Genomic DNA, 16,424 nt, shown 5'->3' on the forward strand with positions numbered 1-16,424 from the left:
CCCCCGCGCCAGAGGATTTGCCCTCTAGAGGGATGAAGAGATGAACGAACTGACCAACTTCGCCAATCCGGTCGCCAAGCCGGAGACCTTCGACCAGATCCAGATCGGCATTGCCTCCCCGGAGCGCATCCGTTCCTGGTCGTTCGGCGAGATCAAGAAGCCCGAGACGATCAACTATCGCACGTTCAAGCCTGAGCGTGACGGCCTGTTCTGCGCGCGCATCTTCGGTCCGATCAAGGACTATGAGTGCCTGTGCGGCAAGTACAAGCGCATGAAGTACAAGGGCATCGTCTGCGAAAAGTGCGGCGTGGAGGTGACCGTCTCCAAGGTCCGCCGCGAGCGCATGGGCCATATCGAGCTGGCCGCGCCGGTCGCGCACATCTGGTTCCTGAAGTCGCTGCCGAGCCGCATCGGCCTGCTGCTCGACATGCAGCTCAAGCAGCTGGAGCGGATCCTTTATTTCGAATCCTATGTCGTCATCGAGCCGGGCCTGACCCCGCTGGAGAAGTATCAGCTCCTCACCGAGGATGAGCTGATCGACGCGCAGGACGAATATGGCGAGGACGCCTTCTCCGCCGGCATCGGCGCCGAGGCCGTGCGCCGCATGCTCGAGGATCTCGATCTCGAGGGCGAGCGCGAGGAGCTTCTCAAGGAGCTGGCCGAGACCAAGTCGGAGCTGAAGCCCAAGAAGATCATCAAGCGCCTCAAGGTCGTCGAGAGCTTCCTCGAATCCGGCAATCGCCCGGAGTGGATGATCCTGGAAGTCGTGCCGGTCATCCCGCCGGAGCTGCGTCCGCTGGTGCCGCTGGACGGCGGCCGCTTCGCGACGTCGGACCTCAATGACCTGTATCGCCGCGTCATCAACCGCAACAACCGCCTCAAGCGCCTCATGGAGCTGCGCGCGCCGGACATCATCGTCCGCAACGAAAAGCGCATGCTGCAGGAGTCGGTTGACGCGCTGTTCGATAACGGCCGCCGCGGCCGCACGATCACCGGCGCCAACAAGCGTCCGCTGAAGTCGCTGTCCGACATGCTGAAGGGCAAGCAGGGCCGCTTCCGCCAGAACCTGCTCGGCAAGCGCGTCGACTATTCGGGCCGTTCCGTGATCGTCACCGGTCCGGAGCTGAAGCTGCACCAGTGCGGCCTGCCGAAGAAGATGGCGCTCGAGTTGTTCAAGCCGTTCATCTACGCCCGCCTCGACGCCAAGGGTCTGTCCATGACCCTGAAGCAGGCCAAGAAGTGGGTCGAGAAGGAGCGCAAGGAAGTCTGGGACATCCTGGACGAGGTGATCCGCGAGCATCCCGTGCTGCTGAACCGTGCGCCTACGCTCCACCGCCTCGGCATCCAGGCGTTCGAGCCGGTGCTGATCGAGGGCAAGGCGATCCAGCTTCACCCGCTGGTCTGCTCGGCGTTCAACGCCGACTTCGACGGCGACCAGATGGCGGTCCACGTCCCCCTCTCGCTGGAAGCCCAGCTCGAGGCGCGCGTGCTGATGATGTCGACCAACAACATCCTCAGCCCCGCCAACGGCAAGCCGATCATCGTGCCGTCGCAGGACATGGTGCTCGGCCTCTACTATCTGTCGATGGAGAAGCAGGGCGAGCCCGGCGAGAACATGCTGCTCGCTGACATGATCGAGGTGCACCAGGCGCTCAACGCCGGCGCGGTGACGCTGCACACCAAGATCACCAGCCGCGTCCCCCAGACGGACGAGCAGGGCAACACCTATATGAAGCGGGTGGAGACCACGCCGGGCCGCATGCTGCTCGGCGAGACGCTGCCCAAATCGCACAAGGTGCCGTTCGAGACGATCAACCGCCTGCTGACCAAGAAGGAGATCGGCGACGTCATCGACGTGGTCTATCGCCACACCGGCCAGAAGGAGACGGTGCTGTTCGCCGACGCGATCATGGCGCTGGGCTTCCGCCACGCCTTCCAGGCCGGCATTTCCTTCGGCAAGGACGACATGGTCATCCCCGCCGCCAAGGATCCGCTGGTCGAGGAGACCCGCGTGCTCGTGAAGGATTACGAGCAGCAGTACCAGGACGGCCTGATCACCCAGCAGGAAAAGTACAACAAGGTGATCGACGCCTGGTCGCGCTGCGGTGATCGCGTGGCGGCCGAGATGATGAAGGAAATCCAGGCCGTTAAGCGTGACGAGGAAACCGGTCGCGAGAAGCCGATCAACGCCATCTACATGATGGCGCATTCGGGTGCCCGCGGTTCGGCCGCCCAGATCAAGCAGCTCGCCGGTATGCGCGGCCTGATGGCCAAGCCTAGCGGCGAGATCATCGAGACGCCGATCATCTCGAACTTCAAGGAAGGCCTGACCGTCCTTGAATATTTCAACTCCACCCACGGCGCCCGCAAGGGCCTCGCGGACACGGCGTTGAAGACGGCGAACTCGGGCTATCTCACCCGTCGTCTCGTCGACGTGTCGCAGGATTGCGTCATCGTCGAGGTGGATTGCGGGACCGAGCGCTCGCTGGAGATGAAGGCGATCGTGCAGGGCGGCGCCACCATCGCCTCGCTGGGCGAGCGCGTGCTGGGCCGCACCGTCGCCGAGGACATCGTCGACACCAAGACCAACGAGGTGCTTTTCGCCCGCGGCGTGCTGCTGGACGAAGCGGCGATCTCGGCGATCGAGGCGATCGGCGTCCAGTCCGTCCAGATCCGCAGCCCGCTGGTCTGCGAGAGCAAGGGCGGCGTCTGCGGCACCTGCTACGGGCGCGATCTCGCCCGCGGTACGCCGGTGAACATCGGCGAGGCGGTCGGCGTCATCGCGGCGCAGTCGATCGGCGAGCCGGGCACGCAGCTGACGATGCGCACCTTCCACATCGGCGGCGCCGCCCAGCTCAACGAGCAGTCGAACCTCGAGGCCGTGTCCGACGGCAAGATCGAGTATCGCGAGCTTCGCACGATCCGGGATTCACGCGGCCGCCGCGTGTCCCTGTCGCGCAACGGCGAGCTGGCGATCGTCGACATGGATGGCCGCGAGCGGGCAACGCATCGCATCCCCTATGGCGCGCATCTGCTGTTCGACGACGGCCATGTCGTGTCCAAGGGCGATCGCATCGCCGAGTGGGATCCCTTCACCATGCCGGTCATCACCGAGACGGGCGGCACCGTGAAGTTCCAGGACCTGATCGACAACCAGACCCTCACCGAGCAGGTGGACGAGGCGACCGGCATCGCGCAGCGCGTGGTGACGGAGTATCGCGCCAGCCGCTCCAAGGAGGATCTGCGTCCGCGCATCACGCTCCTGGACGAGACTTCGGGCGAGGCCGCGCGCTACATGCTGGCGCCGGGCGCGATGCTCTCCGTCGAGGACGGGCAGGTGGTGCAGGCCGGTGAAGTGCTGGCCCGCGTCAGCCGCGAGTCCGCCAAGACCCGCGACATCACCGGCGGTCTGCCGCGCGTCGCCGAACTGTTCGAGGCGCGCAAGCCGAAGGAGAACGCGATCATCGCCAAGGTCTCCGGCCGCGTCGAGTTCGGCAAGGACTACAAGGCCAAGCGGAAGATCAGCATCCGTCCGGACGACGGCTCGGATCCGATCGACTATCTGGTGCCCAAGTCCAAGGTGATCGACGTCCAGGAAGGCGACTATGTGAAGCGCGGCGACAACCTCATCGGTGGTTCGCCCGATCCGCATGACATCCTGGAAGTGCTCGGCATCGAGGCGCTTGCCGAGTATCTCGTCTCGGAGATCCAGGAGGTCTATCGTCTCCAGGGCGTGAAGATCAACGACAAGCACATCGAGACGATCGTCCGCCAGATGCTGCTCAAGGTCGAGATCACCGTCGCCGGCGACAGCACCTTCCTTCCCGGCGAGCAGGTCGAGAAGGAGGACATGGAGGAGGTCAACGTCAAGTTGGTCGAGGAAGGCCGTCAGCCCGCGGAAGGCAAGCCCGTGCTGCTCGGCATCACCAAGGCGTCGCTGCAGACCCGCAGCTTCATCTCGGCCGCCTCCTTCCAGGAGACGACCCGGGTGCTGACCGAGGCCTCGGTGCAGGGCAAGATCGACACGCTGACCGGCCTCAAGGAGAATGTCATCGTCGGCCGCCTGATTCCGGCGGGCACCGGCGCCGGCATGAACCGCCTGCGCGTCACCGCATCGTCGCGCGACGCGGCGCTGCGCGCCTCGCAGCGGTCCTTCGCCGCGGCCATCGCCGCGCCGAACTCCGCCGCCGAGGAGCATGCCGCCGAACTCGCCCGCAGCCCGCGGGACTCGGCCGGCACCGGCAATGATCCGCTCGGCGAGGTCGCGCCCTCCGGCCACGGCACCGACGAGGACGCCGGCGAGTATCTGAACAGCTGATCGCCGTCAGGCATCGGCACAGCAAAGGCCCCGCCGGTTTACGCCGGCGGGGCTTTTTGTTGCGCTGTCATGCGAAGGACGGTCGTCACGCTGAACCTGGCCCACCGGCCCCCGCGCGTTCGCGCACGGCCGCGCTGTCGGCGAGGTGGGCGCCGCCATCCGTTCAGCCCGCCACTACTCCCCCTCGTTGATCCTCGCCCGCTTGGCCGTGGCCCAGGCCTGGCCCTCGTCCCCGCCCCACAGCAGCCAGGCGATATAGCCGGCGGAGGGATGGATCGGATTGCCCCAATTATCCGCGCGCTTGTCGACGGTGTGGCGGGCGAAATAGCTGTACATGGATTTGACGTCCGCCTCCGACACGTCGCGCCGTTCGGCGAGCTGGCGGGCGCGGGCGACGCCGACCTCGGTGCCGCCGCGACCGAATTCGGCGCGCAGCTCCAGACCGCGCCGGGCATTGTCGGCCATCTTCTGCGTCGGCTTGAAGGTCTGCGCCATCTGCTCCTCCGATGCCGGCCCAACCCGTCATCGGGCCGGCCGTTCCCGCGCGCGCATCCGTTGCGATCCGGCCGCCGGCCCCCTAAAGCCCCGGCGATGGATGTCTCTGACCTTCGCGTCGCGCTTTTCACCGGCAACTATAATTATGTGCGCGACGGCGCCAATCAGGCGTTGAACCGTCTCGTCGCGCGGCTGTTGTCGCGAGGCGCGGCGGTGCGCATCTATTCGCCGACCGTTGCCAAGCCGGCCTTCCCGGCGACCGGCGACCTCATCGGCGTGCCGGCGGTGCCGATCCCCGGCCGCGCCGAATACCGCTTCCCGCTCGGCATCGGCCCACGCAAGCGCGCCGACATGCGCCGCTTCGCGCCGAACATCGTCCATGTCGCCAGCCCCGACATATTGGGCCATGCCGCGCTGTCGGTGGCGCGAAGGCGCAACCTGCCGGTGGTCGCCTCGGTCCACACCCGCTTCGAGACCTATCCCCGCTATTACGGCCTCGCCTTCCTCGAGCCGGTGGTCGAGGCGCTGCTGCGCCGTTTCTACCGGCGCTGCGACGCGATCTTCGCGCCCTCCGAATCCATGGCGCAGGTGTTGCGCGAGCAGCGGATGAGCTTCGATGTCGGCATCTGGTCGCGCGGGGTGGAGCGCGACATCTTCACCCCCGACCGGCGCGACCCGGCATGGCGCCAGTCGCTCGGCCTCAGGGACGATGTGCCGGTGATCGGCTTTGTGGGCCGGCTGGTGATGGAGAAGGGGCTCGACGTGTTTTCCGACGCGATCGACCATGTCACCGCGCGCGGCGTGCCGCATCAGGTGCTGATTGTCGGCGAAGGCCCGGCCCGCGAATGGTTCGCGCAGCGCCTGCCGGAGGCGGTCTTCGCCGGTTTCCAGATGGGCGCCGACCTCGGCCGGGCGGTCGCCTCGATGGACATGTTGTTCAACCCGTCCGTTACCGAGACGTTCGGCAACGTCACGCTGGAGGCGATGGCCGCCGGCGTGCCGGTGGTCGCGGCACGGGCGACGGGATCGGAGAATCTGGTGCAGGACGGGGTCACCGGCAGGCTCGTCCGCCCCGGCGCCATAGATCGCTTCGCCGACGCGCTCACCGCCTATTGCACGGACGAGGCGGCGCGCGCCGCCGCCGGCGCGGCCGGCCGGCGGGTCAGCGAGCGCTATGGCTGGGATCAGGTCAACGACGCGCTGATCGCCGCCTATCTGCGTGTGGTCCGTGCCCGCGCCGCCGGCGGCCGCCCGCCAGTGCGATCGCGCCGGCCCGACCGGCTCTGACCGGCTGCAACACCCGACATCGCCGGTTCGGCCGCCGTGGCGGAGAGCGGCCGCCGGCTCGGCGATGCCGCCCGGCCGATCGACCTGCCGCCCCCGCCTCAGCCCTGACGCTGCCAGTCGAACGGTAGCGGCGCCTCGCGAAAGGCGAAGCGGTCGAGATGCTCGGCGACCACGCCGGTCATCCGCTCGATCAGCGCCTCGTCTTCGGTTTCCAGCCGGACGGTGAGCGCGTCCGCCGCCGCCGCCATCGTCACCACCGCCGGCGCGCGCGGATTGAAGTCGATCCGCGCCTCGTGCGGGGTGAACGTCACCGCCAGCTTGTGCGACCAGTGCTTGCTGAGCTGCTGGAGGTAGCGGCTGGCATGGGCTGTGGGCACACGCGCCGTGGTCACCGCGCTCACAGCCGTTCGACCTTGCGAGCGAGCTCGTCGATCAGCCCGGCGATCTCATGGGCCGTTTCGGTCGAGATGTCGTCGCGGGCCATACGATGTTGCAGCACGTTGCGCAGATTGTGCAGCGCGCGCCGCACCGGGGAGGCGTCACTGCGCCGCTGGTGGCCGCCGATCGTGTCGAGCCGGGCGAACAGGTCGGCGACCTCCTCGCTCCGCTCGGCGAGATGGGCGCGGCCGTCGGCGGTGATCGCGTAGAGCTTGCGCGCGCCCTCCGCCTTCTGCTCCTCGATCAGGCCCATATCCTCGAGTAGGGTGAGCGTAGGATAGATCACGCCCGGGCTGGGCGCATAGGCGCCGCCGGTGCGCTCCTCGATGGCGCGGATCAGGTCATAGCCGTGGCGCGGCTGATCCTCGGTGAGCTTGAGGAGGACGAGACGCAGTTCGCCGCCGTCGAACATCCGCCGCCGGCCACCGCCGCCGCCGCGCCCTCCCATCGCCTCGCGCGCCAGATCCATCGCGATATCCTCCAGCCCGCGGCCAAAGCCACGGCCGAAGCCGCGTCCGCCACCTGCCGTCCAGGCGCCATATCCGTGTCCGAATCGCATTCGTCATATCTCCGATATATCTTGAGTCGATATCTGAGATATATCTTGAGCCTTCCAAGATGCAACCCCCGATAGTTTCCGAATGGTCGCGGAACGCCTATATGTCGGGCGATGGCCGATCTTTTCGCTCCCGAACCTTCACCCGACGCCGCCGCCCCACCGGGGCCGCTCGCCGATCGCCTGCGCCCGACTCGGCTGGACGAGGTGGTCGGCCAGGATCATCTCACCGGGCCGGAGGGCGCGATCGGGCGGATGGTCGCCGCGGGCCGGCTGTCGTCGATGATCCTGTGGGGGCCGCCGGGTACCGGCAAGACGACCATCGCGCGGCTGCTGGCCGACGCGGTGGGGCTGCGCTTCGCCGCCATCTCGGCAGTGTTCTCCGGCGTCGCCGACCTCAAAAAAGCGTTCGCCGAGGCACGCGATCATGCCCGACTCGGCACGCGCACCCTGCTGTTCGTGGACGAGATCCACCGCTTCAACCGCGCCCAGCAGGATGGCTTCCTGCCCTATGTCGAGGACGGCACCGTCACGCTGATCGGCGCGACCACGGAAAATCCGTCGTTCGAGCTCAATGCCGCCTTGCTGTCGCGCGCGCAGGTGCTGATCCTGCACCGGCTGGACGCGGCCGCGCTCGGCCAGTTGCTGACCCGCGGCGAGGCGATGGAGGGGCGGCCCCTGCCGCTGCTGCCGGCGGCGCGCGATGCGCTGATCGCCTCGGCTGACGGCGACGGGCGTTTCCTGCTCAACCAGGCGGAGACGCTGTTCTCGATCGAGGTGCCGGAGCCGCTCGATCCCGCCGGCCTCTCCGCCCTTCTCCACCGCCGGGTGGCCGTCTACGACAAGGACCGGGAGGGGCATTACAACCTCATCTCGGCGCTGCATAAGTCGCTGCGCGGCTCCGATCCGCAGGCGGCGCTCTACTATCTCGCGCGCATGCTGACGGCCGGGGAGGAACCGCTCTACGTGCTGCGCCGGCTGACCCGCTTTGCCTCGGAGGATATCGGGCTCGCCGATCCGCAGGCGCTGGTTCAGTGCATCATGGCCAAGGAAAGCTATGATTTCCTCGGCTCACCCGAGGGGGAGCTGGCGATCGTGCAGGCCTGCCTCTACCTCGCCACCGCGCCCAAATCGAACGCCGCCTATGCCGCGCAGAAGGCGGCGTGGCGCAGCGCCAGGGAGACGGGATCGCTGATGCCGCCCAAGACGATCCTCAACGCGCCCACCCGGCTGATGAAGGATATCGGCTACGGCAAGGGCTATGCCTATGATCATGATGCGCCCGACGCCTTTTCGGGCGATGATTATTGGCCGGAGGACGTGATTCCGGTCGATTTCTATACGCCCACCGGCCGCGGCTTCGAGGCGAAGATCGCCGAACGGCTGGCTTATTGGGACAAGCTCCGCAAGGAGCGGCGCGACGGATGAGCTTTGATTGGGACGCCGTGGTCGCCGAGGCGCTGTCGCTTCCCGAGATCCGCATGGAAAGCCATTATGGCAGCCTCGTCCCCAAACTTGGCGGAAAGGCGCTGGCAGCCCCGGGGCGGCACCCGGACGAGGCGTTCGTGCTGATGCTGCCGCTCGACACGGTGGCGATGCTGGTCGAGGCGGACCCGGCGCATTTCTACCAGACGCCCCATTATGTCGGCTGGCCGGGCGTACTGGTGCGCTGGACGACGCCGTTCGAGACGGTCGCCTTCTGGCTGCAACAGGCATGGGATTATCGCGCGTCGAAGAAGCTTCGGAGCGCACACGGACGGAGGTGAGGAATTTACCTCTGCGCGACAGGAATTATCCTGTAAAGGCAAACACGCATGAATGGGCCGGTTCGCCGCGCTCTTCAACTGTATGACTGGACAGTTGATTGATCCTCCCCCGCGGCAGGAACGCCCGCCCGGGATCCCCGACCAGCACTGTCATCCCTGCCTCGACACAGCGACCGAGGTACGCCGCCACCCGCTCCGCCAGCCGATGCTCGTAGAACAGATCGCCGACCAGCACGGTGTCCACTCCGGCCGGGGGATCGCCGCCGGTGAGGTCGCCGAGGTGCACGCCCAGCGCCACGCCGTTCGCCTCGGCATTGAGCGGAAGCACGGCGGCGGCATAGGGATCGGTATCGGCGGCAAGCACCCGGCGCGCGCCTGCCAGCATGGCGGCGATGCCGACCAGGCCGGAGCCCGCGCCGAGATCGAGCACGGCCCGGCCGCGCACCGCCTCGGGCCGATCCAGCACATGCCGCGCCAGCGCCAGCCCACCACCCCAATAATAGGCCCAATAGGGCGAGCCGAACGCCTCGTCCGCCGCCGCCAGCCGGGCAAGCCCGCTCGACGGTGCGGCCTTGTGCAGACGCACCTCCGGCACGCCGGGCACCGACATGATCGGCAGGTTGGCCCGGATGAAATCGGCGAGGTTCAGATCAGCGTCCGCGCCAGCGCGCCGCGCCAGCCGGCGATCAGCGCGGCGCGCTCCGCCCCGGCAATGTCCGGCGTGAACTGCTCGACACGGCGATCGACCGCCGCCACGCCGGCGATGCCGTCCCACACCCCGGTCGCCATGCCGGCGAGGAACGCCGCGCCGAGCGCCGTCGTCTCCGGCATCGCCGGTCGCTCGACCGGTGTCTCGAGGATATCGGCGAGGAACTGGCACAGCCAGCTGTTGGCGGACATGCCGCCATCGATGCGCAACGCCTCCGGCCGGCCGGCACCGTCGGCGGCCATCGCCTCGGCGAGATCGCGGGTCTGATAGGCCACCGCCTCCAGCGCGGCACGCGCGACATGGGCGGCAGTGGTGCCGAGCGTGAGGCCGGAGATCAATCCGCGCGCCTCCGGCCGCCAGTGCGGGGCGCCGAGCCCGACAAAGGCCGGCACCATGTACACGCCGCCATTGTCGGCGACGCGCGTCGCCATGTCGTCGGTCTGCGAGGCGTGGGTGATGAGGCCGAGCCCGTCGCGCAGCCATTTCACGCCGGCGCCGGCGACGAAGATCGAGCCCTCGACGGCGTAGCTCGCCTCCCCGTCGAGGCGATAGGCGGTGGTGGTGAGCAGCCGGTTGTTCGAGGTGACCGCCGCCCGCCCGGTGTTCATCAGCATGAAGCAGCCGGTGCCATAGGTCGCCTTGGCCGCGCCCGGCTCGAAGCAGGTCTGTCCGAACAGGGCCGCCTGCTGGTCCCCGGCGATGCCGGCGATGGGAATGGCGCCGCCGTCGAATAGGCTCGTCTCCCCGAATTGCCCGCTGCTGTCACGCACTTCGGGCAACAGCGGCTCCGGCACCCCGAACAGCGCGCACAGTTCCGCATCCCAGCATTGGCGATGAATGTCGAACAACAGCGTGCGGCTGGCATTGGTGGCGTCGGTGGCGTGAACGCGCCCGCCGGTAAGGTGCCAGAGCAGGAAGGCGTCGATGGTGCCGAAAGCGAGGTCGCCACGCTCCGCCCGGCGGCGCGCGCCCGGCACGGCATCGAGGATCCAGCCGATCTTGGTCGCCGAGAAATAGGGATCGAGCAGCAGGCCGGTGCGGGCGCTGACCAGCGGCTCATGGCCGGCATCCCTCAGCGTCTGGCAGACGGTGGCGGTGCGCCGATCCTGCCAGACGATGGCGCGGTGGATCGGCTCGCCGGTATTGCGGTCCCACACCACCACCGTTTCGCGCTGGTTGGTGATGCCGATCGCCGCCACCGGCCCCGCCTCGGCCAGCACGGCGCGCGCCGTCGCCAGCGTATCGCACCAGATGTCGGCGGGATCATGCTCGACCCAGCCATGATGAGGATAATGCTGGCGAAATTCCCGCTGGGCGGTGGCCAGCACGCGCGCGCCGGCGTCGAAGACGATGCAGCGCGTCGAGGTCGTGCCCTGATCGATTGCCAGCACCCGTCCGGCCATTCACCCCTCCTCCCGGCGAAGATGGCGCTCCAGCCGCGCCACCCCGGCGGGGTCGACGGCGAGGCCGAGCTTGGTGCGCCGCCACAGGATATCCTCGGCGGTGCGCGCCCATTCATGGGCGACGAGCCAGTCGACCTCGCGCGCTGTCAGCCCGCCGCCGAACTCCGCGCCCATCGCCGCCATGTCCTGCCGCTCGCCGATCAGATCGGCGAGGCGGGTGCCATAGGCGCCCGCCAGCCGGGCGGCGAGCGGCGCGCCCAGCCACGGCCATCGGCCGAGTACCTCCGCCTCGAAGGCCGCGATATCGGCGATGTCGCCGCCGGGAAGCGGCGCCTCGTCCGTCCAGGGGCGGCCCATCGCCGGCAGATGCGGCGCCAGCTTCTCGAGCGCATGCTCGGCGAGCCGGCGATAGGTGGTGATCTTGCCGCCGAACACCGAGAGCATGCGCGCGCCCGGCCCCTCGTCCAGCGCCAGCACATAGTCGCGCGTCACCGCCGCGGCGTTGCTGGCGCCGTCGTCATGCAGCGGGCGAATGCCGGAATAGCTCCACGCCACGTCCTCGGGCTGCAGCGGGCGGGCGAAATAGCGGTTCACGCTGTCGCACAGATAGGCGACCTCGTCATCGTCGATCGCCGGCCGGTCACGGTCGCCGCTAAAGGGGATGTCGGTAGTGCCGACCAGCGTGAAGCGATGCTGATAGGGGATGGCGAACACGATCCGCCCGTCAGGATTCTGCAGCAGATAGGCGTGATCCCCGTCGAACAGCCGGGGCACGACGATGTGGCTTCCCTTCACCAGCCGCGGCGCATCTGGCGCGTCCCCGACCGCGCCGAGCACGTCCGCCACCCACGGGCCGGCGGCGTTGACCAGCGTGCCCGCCTCCACCTGCCGCTGCCCGTGCGCATCGCGCAGCGTCGCCGTCCAGCGGTCGCCCTGCCGGGTCGCGGAGACGAGCGTGGTGCGAGTGGCGATGTCAGCGCCGCGCGCCTGCGCATCGAGCGCGTTCAGAACGACGAGGCGGGCGTCGTCGACCCGGCAATCGGCATAGCTGTAGCCGTAGCGCACCTCCGGGCGGAGCGGCGCGCCATAGGCGTTGCCCGCCAGCCTCACCGGCGCCGATCCCGGCAGCCTCTTCCGCCCGCCGAGATGATCGTAGAGGAACAGGCCGATGCGGATCAGCCAGCCCGGCCGCCCGCCCTCCGGCCGCGGCAGGATGAAGGTGAGCGGCCGGATGATATGCGGGGCGATGGCGAGCAGCCGCTCCCGCTCGATGAGCGCCTCGCGCACCAGCCGAAACTCGTAATATTCGAGGTAGCGCAGACCGCCGTGGATCAGCTTGGTGCTCGCTGACGAGGTATGCGCGGCGAGATCGTCCTTCTCGACGAGCAGCACGGACAGGCCGCGCCCCGCCGCGTCGCGGGCGATGCCGGCGCCGTTGATGCCGCCGCCGATGATCAGCAGGTCGTAGCAGGCCATGGCCTGCTATGGCACGTCCCGCCGCCGCTCAGAAGCGCCGTGCGACGCCGATATAGACTTGCCCGTCAGGCGAATGGCGGTTGAGACCGGCGACGGCGCCGATATCGAACTGCGTATTCTCACCGCGCTGCCACGCCAGCGACACCGCGGCGTTGGCGACGGTGCCGTGCCCGGAAGGATCGCGATCGCGCAACGCCTCCGCCTCGACGGTGAGGTTGAGCGCGTCGGTAAGGTCGATGCCGAGCCCGGCCATGCTGCCATAGGCGAGGTGGCGGCCATGGCCATCCTCATCCACCGCGGCATCCACTTCCGGGGTCAAGGCGAGATGCAGCGGCCCGCCGAGATCGAAGGCCATCGGCACGAGCAGGCCGGTACCCCAGTCCCCGGCGCCGATCGGCGCGCGGCCGACCGGCAGGGTGACGTAGGGCATCACCGCCAGCGAGGCGCCCGAACCGTCCGGGTTGCGCAGGTTGCGGCGCATCGCCAGGGTCACGTCGCCGACCCGGCTGGTGTTGGAGACGATGCCGGTCGCCGCATCGCGCATGCGGACATGGCCATAAGGCGTCCACGCCACCTGCCCTTCGACATGCTCGCCGAGGCCGATGCGCACCAGCGTGTCGCCGGCCAGCAGCGTGTCGGTGGTGCCGTCGGCATTGCGATCATGGGTGAAATCGAGCGCGCCCGTTTCGACCTGGATACGGCCCGGCGCGAGCGTGCAGGGCGGCGTATCGAGGCCCGGGCGATCGGCGCAGAATTCCCGTTGCGGCGCCTGCGCGCCCGCCATCGAGGCTGCGAACATCACTCCCGCCGCCGCCAACATCGTTCGCATCGTCCCAGCCCCCTTTTTTCGCGCCGCAAGCCCATCGTCGTGCTTGGCGAAGAGATTCCATCCGGTTAATCGGCCGCGCATGGCACGCAGCACGACCCGGCGAATTCCCGGCGCAGCGAAGGGTTCCCTGCCCCGCCGCGCGCTGCGCTGGCTGATGACGCTCGCCATCGCCTTTGTCGGCTTTTCGGCGGCCTGGGTGCTGCTCTATCGTTTCGTGCCGCCGCCAGTGACGATGACGATGCTCGCCAACGCCGCCGACGGGCGCGGCATCACCAAGAGCTGGATGAGCCTGTCGGACATGGACCCGGACATGGCACGCGCCGTGATCGGCGCCGAGGATGCCCGTTTCTGCCAGCATTTCGGGTTCGAGGCGGGGGCGATCTACAAGGCGGCGATGCACAATGCCGAGGGCGGGCGGCTGCGCGGCGGCTCGACCATCTCCCAGCAGACCGCCAAGAACGCCTTTCTGTGGCAGGGCCGCTCCTGGATCCGCAAGGGGCTGGAGGCGTGGTTCACGGTGCTGATCGAGGCGATCTGGGGCAAGCGCCGGATCATGGAAGTCTATCTCAACATCGCCGAGACCGGCATCGGCACCTATGGCGCCAATGCCGGGGCGATGCGCTATTTCCACCATGACGCCAGCCGCCTGTCGACGACCGAGGCCTCCCGCATCGCCGCCGTCCTCCCCCTGCCGAAGAAGCGCGGCGCCATCGCGCCGACCGGCGCCACCGCCCGCTATGGCCGCGCGATCGAGCGGCGCGCCGGAGTGGTCGCGCGGGGCCGGCTGGATTCGTGCCTGAGATAGGCGGCCTGGATCATTTCGCGCGCCGGATCATTTGCAGCCCACAAGGACGCCTTTTCGGGAATGGCACGCCGCCCTCCCTCGTCCGCAAGGAGCTGATCGTCATGAAGATGCTGATTCTCACGGCCGCAGCCCTCGGCCTTGCCACGCCGGCGCTGGCGCTGGCGCAGGATGCCCCGGCCACCCCGCCCGCCTCGGACCAGTCGGCCTCGGCCGGCCAGGGTGCGTCCGACGGCGGCAATTATCCGACCTGCTCGCGCTCCGTGAAGGACAAGTGCGTCCAGCGCGGCGCCAAGGGCAAGAAGCGCTGAGCGGACATCCCCCGCCCTATATGTGTTTCAGGCGCCCACCCAGCCACGCCCGCCGGGGGCTGTGGCCGGGTGGGCGCTGAACAAAGCCTGTCGTGAGCCTGTCGATGGCGGGCTGGTCGCCCGTCAGAACGGCAGCTTGAACCCCGGCGGCAGCGGCAGGCCCGCGGTCATCTTGCCCATCTCCTGGTTGGAGATCGCATCGGCCTTGGCGCGCGCGTCGTTGAAGGCGGCGGCGATCAGGTCTTCCAGCATCTGCTTTTCGGATGGCTGCATCAGGCTGTCGTCGATCGACACGCCGATGATCCGGCCTTTGGCGCTGGCCTTGACCTTCACCATGCCGCCGCCGGCGGCGCCCTCGACCTCGATCGTGTCGAGACTGGCCTGCGCCTTCTGCAGCTCGGCCTGCACATTTTGCGCGGCCTTCATGATCTCCTCGATATTCATCGTCACCCACTCCTGACTTCGGACAATTCGGCGTCCGGAAATTCTTCCAGCGCGGCTGCCACCACCGGCTCGGCGAGCACGCGCGCGCGATCCTCGGATTTGAGCGCCTCTTCCTGCCGCAGCAGGCTGGGCACCGCCTCCCCGCCCTCGTCGAACCGCACCTCCCAGGCAAGGCCGGTGGCCTCCCTGAGCGTCTTGGCGAGATCGGCCGGCAGCGCCGTGGACCGGAGCGACAGCACCGGCGGCGCATAGCGGACCAGCTCCGTCTTGTCGTGAAGCAGCAGGGCGAGCCGGTGTTGCCCGCACGCCTCGAGCAGATCGTGGAGCGCGCGGAAATCGACCGGATAGCTGGGTGTCTCGGCGGGCGTCGGCGCGACCGGGGTGGCCGGCGCGGCGGCGGGCGCCACCGGCTGTCCGGCGGCGAGACGGCGCAGCAACTCGCCCGGATCGGGCATGTCCGCGGCATGGATCAGGCGCAGCAGCGCCATCTCCGCCGCCTCGATGACGAGCGGGCTGGACTGGACCTCCTCCAGCCCCTTCAGCAGCAGCTGCCACAGCCGATGCAGCGTGGCATGGCCCATGCGGCTCGCCCAGTCGGCCAGCGCCTCGCGCTCCTCGACGGACTGGGCCGGATCATCCGCCCCGCCGGACTTGGCGCGGGTGACGCCGTGGACCACTTCGAGCAGGCCACGGAACAGCGCCGCCGGCTCGACACCGAGATCATATTGCTCACGCAGCCGCGCAAGTGCCGCGACCGCGTCACCCTCCAGCAACAGCGCGAACAGCCGCCGCACCGCGCCGCGATCGGACAGGCCCAGCATTTCGCGTACGGCCGGCGCGGTGACCCCCTCGGCCGCCCCGCCGTCCATCGCGCCATGGGCAATCGCCTGGTCGAGGATGGAGAGCCCGTCGCGTGCCGATCCTTCGGCGGCCCGCGCGATCAGCGCCAGTGCCTCAGCCTCCGCCGCCACGCCCTCGGCCGCCACGACATGGGCGAAATGCTCCGCGAGCAGATCGGCCGGAATGCGCCTGAGGTCAAAGCGCTGGCACCGCGACAGCACAGTCACCGGCACCTTGGCCAGCTCGGTGGTCGCGAGCAGGAACTTCACATGCGCCGGCGGCTCCTCGAGCGTCTTGAGCAGCGCGTTGAACGCGTTCTTCGACAGCATGTGGACTTCGTCGATGATGTAGATTTTGTAGCGCGCGCTGAACGCGGCGAGGCGTGAAGCCTCGATGATCTCGCGCATGTCGTCGACGCCGGTATGGCTGGCGGCGTCCATCTCGATGACGTCGATGTGGCGGCCCTCGGCGATGGCGACGCACGGCTCGCACACCCCGCACGGGTCGATGGTCGGACCGCCTTGCCCGTCGGGGCCGATGCAGTTCAGTGCCTTGGCGATGAGCCGCGCGGTCGACGTCTTGCCGACCCCGCGAACGCCGGTGAGCAGGAAGGCATGGGCCAGCCGGCCGCGGCGAATCGCGTTGCCGAGCGTCTGGACCATCGCATCCTGGCCGATCAGCTCGGAAAAACGCTGTGGCCGGTATTTGCGGGCGAGGACCCGATAGGGTGTGGATTCGGACATCAGGGAT

15 protein-coding genes are annotated in these 16,424 nt (G+C 68.5%); 6 read left to right on the forward strand and 9 right to left on the reverse strand.

The window, feature by feature from the left end:
• The first annotated feature begins 40 nt into the window (after positions 1–40).
• A complete protein-coding gene (gene rpoC, locus KOF26_RS02385) occupies positions 41–4,318 on the forward strand; it encodes a DNA-directed RNA polymerase subunit beta' (RefSeq protein ID WP_216319324.1) in 4,278 nt (1,425 codons plus the stop codon).
• Positions 4,319–4,492: 174 nt separating this feature from the next.
• Here rpoC and KOF26_RS02390 read toward each other — a convergent pair whose 3' ends face one another.
• Entirely contained in the window at positions 4,493–4,813 is a 321-nt protein-coding gene (locus KOF26_RS02390; protein ID WP_216319327.1) for a hypothetical protein, read from the reverse strand.
• Between the two features lie 96 nt (positions 4,814–4,909).
• Here KOF26_RS02390 and KOF26_RS02395 point away from each other — a divergent pair, with 96 nt between their 5' ends.
• The gene (locus KOF26_RS02395; protein WP_216319331.1) at positions 4,910–6,100 is read left to right on the forward strand and encodes a glycosyltransferase family 4 protein; all 1,191 of its coding nucleotides are present in this window, start codon (positions 4,910–4,912) and stop codon (positions 6,098–6,100) included.
• A gap of 98 nt (positions 6,101–6,198) precedes the next feature.
• On the opposite strand, the gene KOF26_RS02400 is transcribed toward KOF26_RS02395, so the two are convergent.
• Positions 6,199–6,501, reverse strand: coding sequence for a DUF2218 domain-containing protein (locus KOF26_RS02400; protein ID WP_216319334.1), 303 nt, complete (start codon positions 6,499–6,501; stop codon positions 6,199–6,201).
• Entirely contained in the window at positions 6,498–7,097 is a 600-nt protein-coding gene (locus KOF26_RS02405) for a PadR family transcriptional regulator (protein ID WP_216319337.1), read from the reverse strand. The genes KOF26_RS02400 and KOF26_RS02405 overlap by 4 nt, the downstream gene beginning before the upstream one ends.
• 111 nt (positions 7,098–7,208) lie before the next feature.
• Between KOF26_RS02405 and KOF26_RS02410 the strand changes: the two genes are divergently transcribed.
• Together KOF26_RS02410 and KOF26_RS02415 are read left to right on the forward strand one after the other, a co-directional pair.
• A complete protein-coding gene (locus tag KOF26_RS02410; protein ID WP_216319339.1) occupies positions 7,209–8,522 on the forward strand; it encodes a replication-associated recombination protein A in 1,314 nt (437 codons plus the stop codon).
• Complete coding sequence (locus KOF26_RS02415) at positions 8,519–8,860, forward strand: hypothetical protein (protein WP_216319342.1); 342 nt, start codon at positions 8,519–8,521, stop codon at positions 8,858–8,860. The genes KOF26_RS02410 and KOF26_RS02415 overlap by 4 nt, the downstream gene beginning before the upstream one ends.
• Before the next feature lie 25 nt (positions 8,861–8,885).
• On the opposite strand, the gene KOF26_RS02420 is transcribed toward KOF26_RS02415, so the two are convergent.
• The 4 genes from KOF26_RS02420 to KOF26_RS02435 are packed head-to-tail and all read right to left on the reverse strand — an operon-like array spanning position 8,886 to position 13,277.
• Positions 8,886–9,470: a class I SAM-dependent methyltransferase gene (locus tag KOF26_RS02420; RefSeq protein ID WP_216319345.1), complete on the reverse strand. Its 585-nt coding sequence runs from the start codon at positions 9,468–9,470 to the stop codon at positions 8,886–8,888.
• Positions 9,471–9,505: 35 nt separating this feature from the next.
• Positions 9,506–10,972, reverse strand: coding sequence for a glycerol kinase GlpK (gene glpK / locus KOF26_RS02425; protein ID WP_216319347.1), 1,467 nt, complete (start codon positions 10,970–10,972; stop codon positions 9,506–9,508).
• Positions 10,973–12,448 carry a glycerol-3-phosphate dehydrogenase gene (locus KOF26_RS02430; RefSeq protein WP_216319350.1) on the reverse strand — a complete coding sequence of 492 codons (1,476 nt, stop codon included), beginning with the start codon at positions 12,446–12,448 and terminating at the stop codon, positions 10,973–10,975.
• A 28-nt stretch (positions 12,449–12,476) separates the two neighbouring features.
• Positions 12,477–13,277 carry a transporter gene (locus tag KOF26_RS02435; protein WP_253200961.1) on the reverse strand — a complete coding sequence of 267 codons (801 nt, stop codon included), beginning with the start codon at positions 13,275–13,277 and terminating at the stop codon, positions 12,477–12,479.
• Between the two features lie 79 nt (positions 13,278–13,356).
• On the opposite strand from KOF26_RS02435, the gene mtgA reads away from it, so the two are divergent.
• Positions 13,357–14,082 carry a monofunctional biosynthetic peptidoglycan transglycosylase gene (gene mtgA / locus KOF26_RS02440; protein WP_216319352.1) on the forward strand — a complete coding sequence of 242 codons (726 nt, stop codon included), beginning with the start codon at positions 13,357–13,359 and terminating at the stop codon, positions 14,080–14,082.
• A gap of 101 nt (positions 14,083–14,183) precedes the next feature.
• Positions 14,184–14,390, forward strand: a complete 207-nt coding sequence (locus KOF26_RS02445; protein WP_253200963.1) for a hypothetical protein — start codon at positions 14,184–14,186, stop codon at positions 14,388–14,390.
• Between the two features lie 123 nt (positions 14,391–14,513).
• On the opposite strand, the gene KOF26_RS02450 is transcribed toward KOF26_RS02445, so the two are convergent.
• Positions 14,514–14,834: a YbaB/EbfC family nucleoid-associated protein gene (locus KOF26_RS02450; protein ID WP_216319955.1), complete on the reverse strand. Its 321-nt coding sequence runs from the start codon at positions 14,832–14,834 to the stop codon at positions 14,514–14,516.
• Positions 14,835–14,836: 2 nt separating this feature from the next.
• Positions 14,837–16,417 (reverse strand): DNA polymerase III subunit gamma/tau, encoded by a 1,581-nt coding sequence (locus tag KOF26_RS02455; protein WP_216319367.1) that lies wholly within the window; start codon positions 16,415–16,417, stop codon positions 14,837–14,839.
• Between the last annotated feature and the right edge of the window lie 7 nt (positions 16,418–16,424).

The organism is Sphingomonas quercus (assembly GCF_018863195.1).
In the GTDB taxonomy this organism is placed as follows: Bacteria; Pseudomonadota; Alphaproteobacteria; order Sphingomonadales; family Sphingomonadaceae; genus Solisphingomonas; species Solisphingomonas quercus.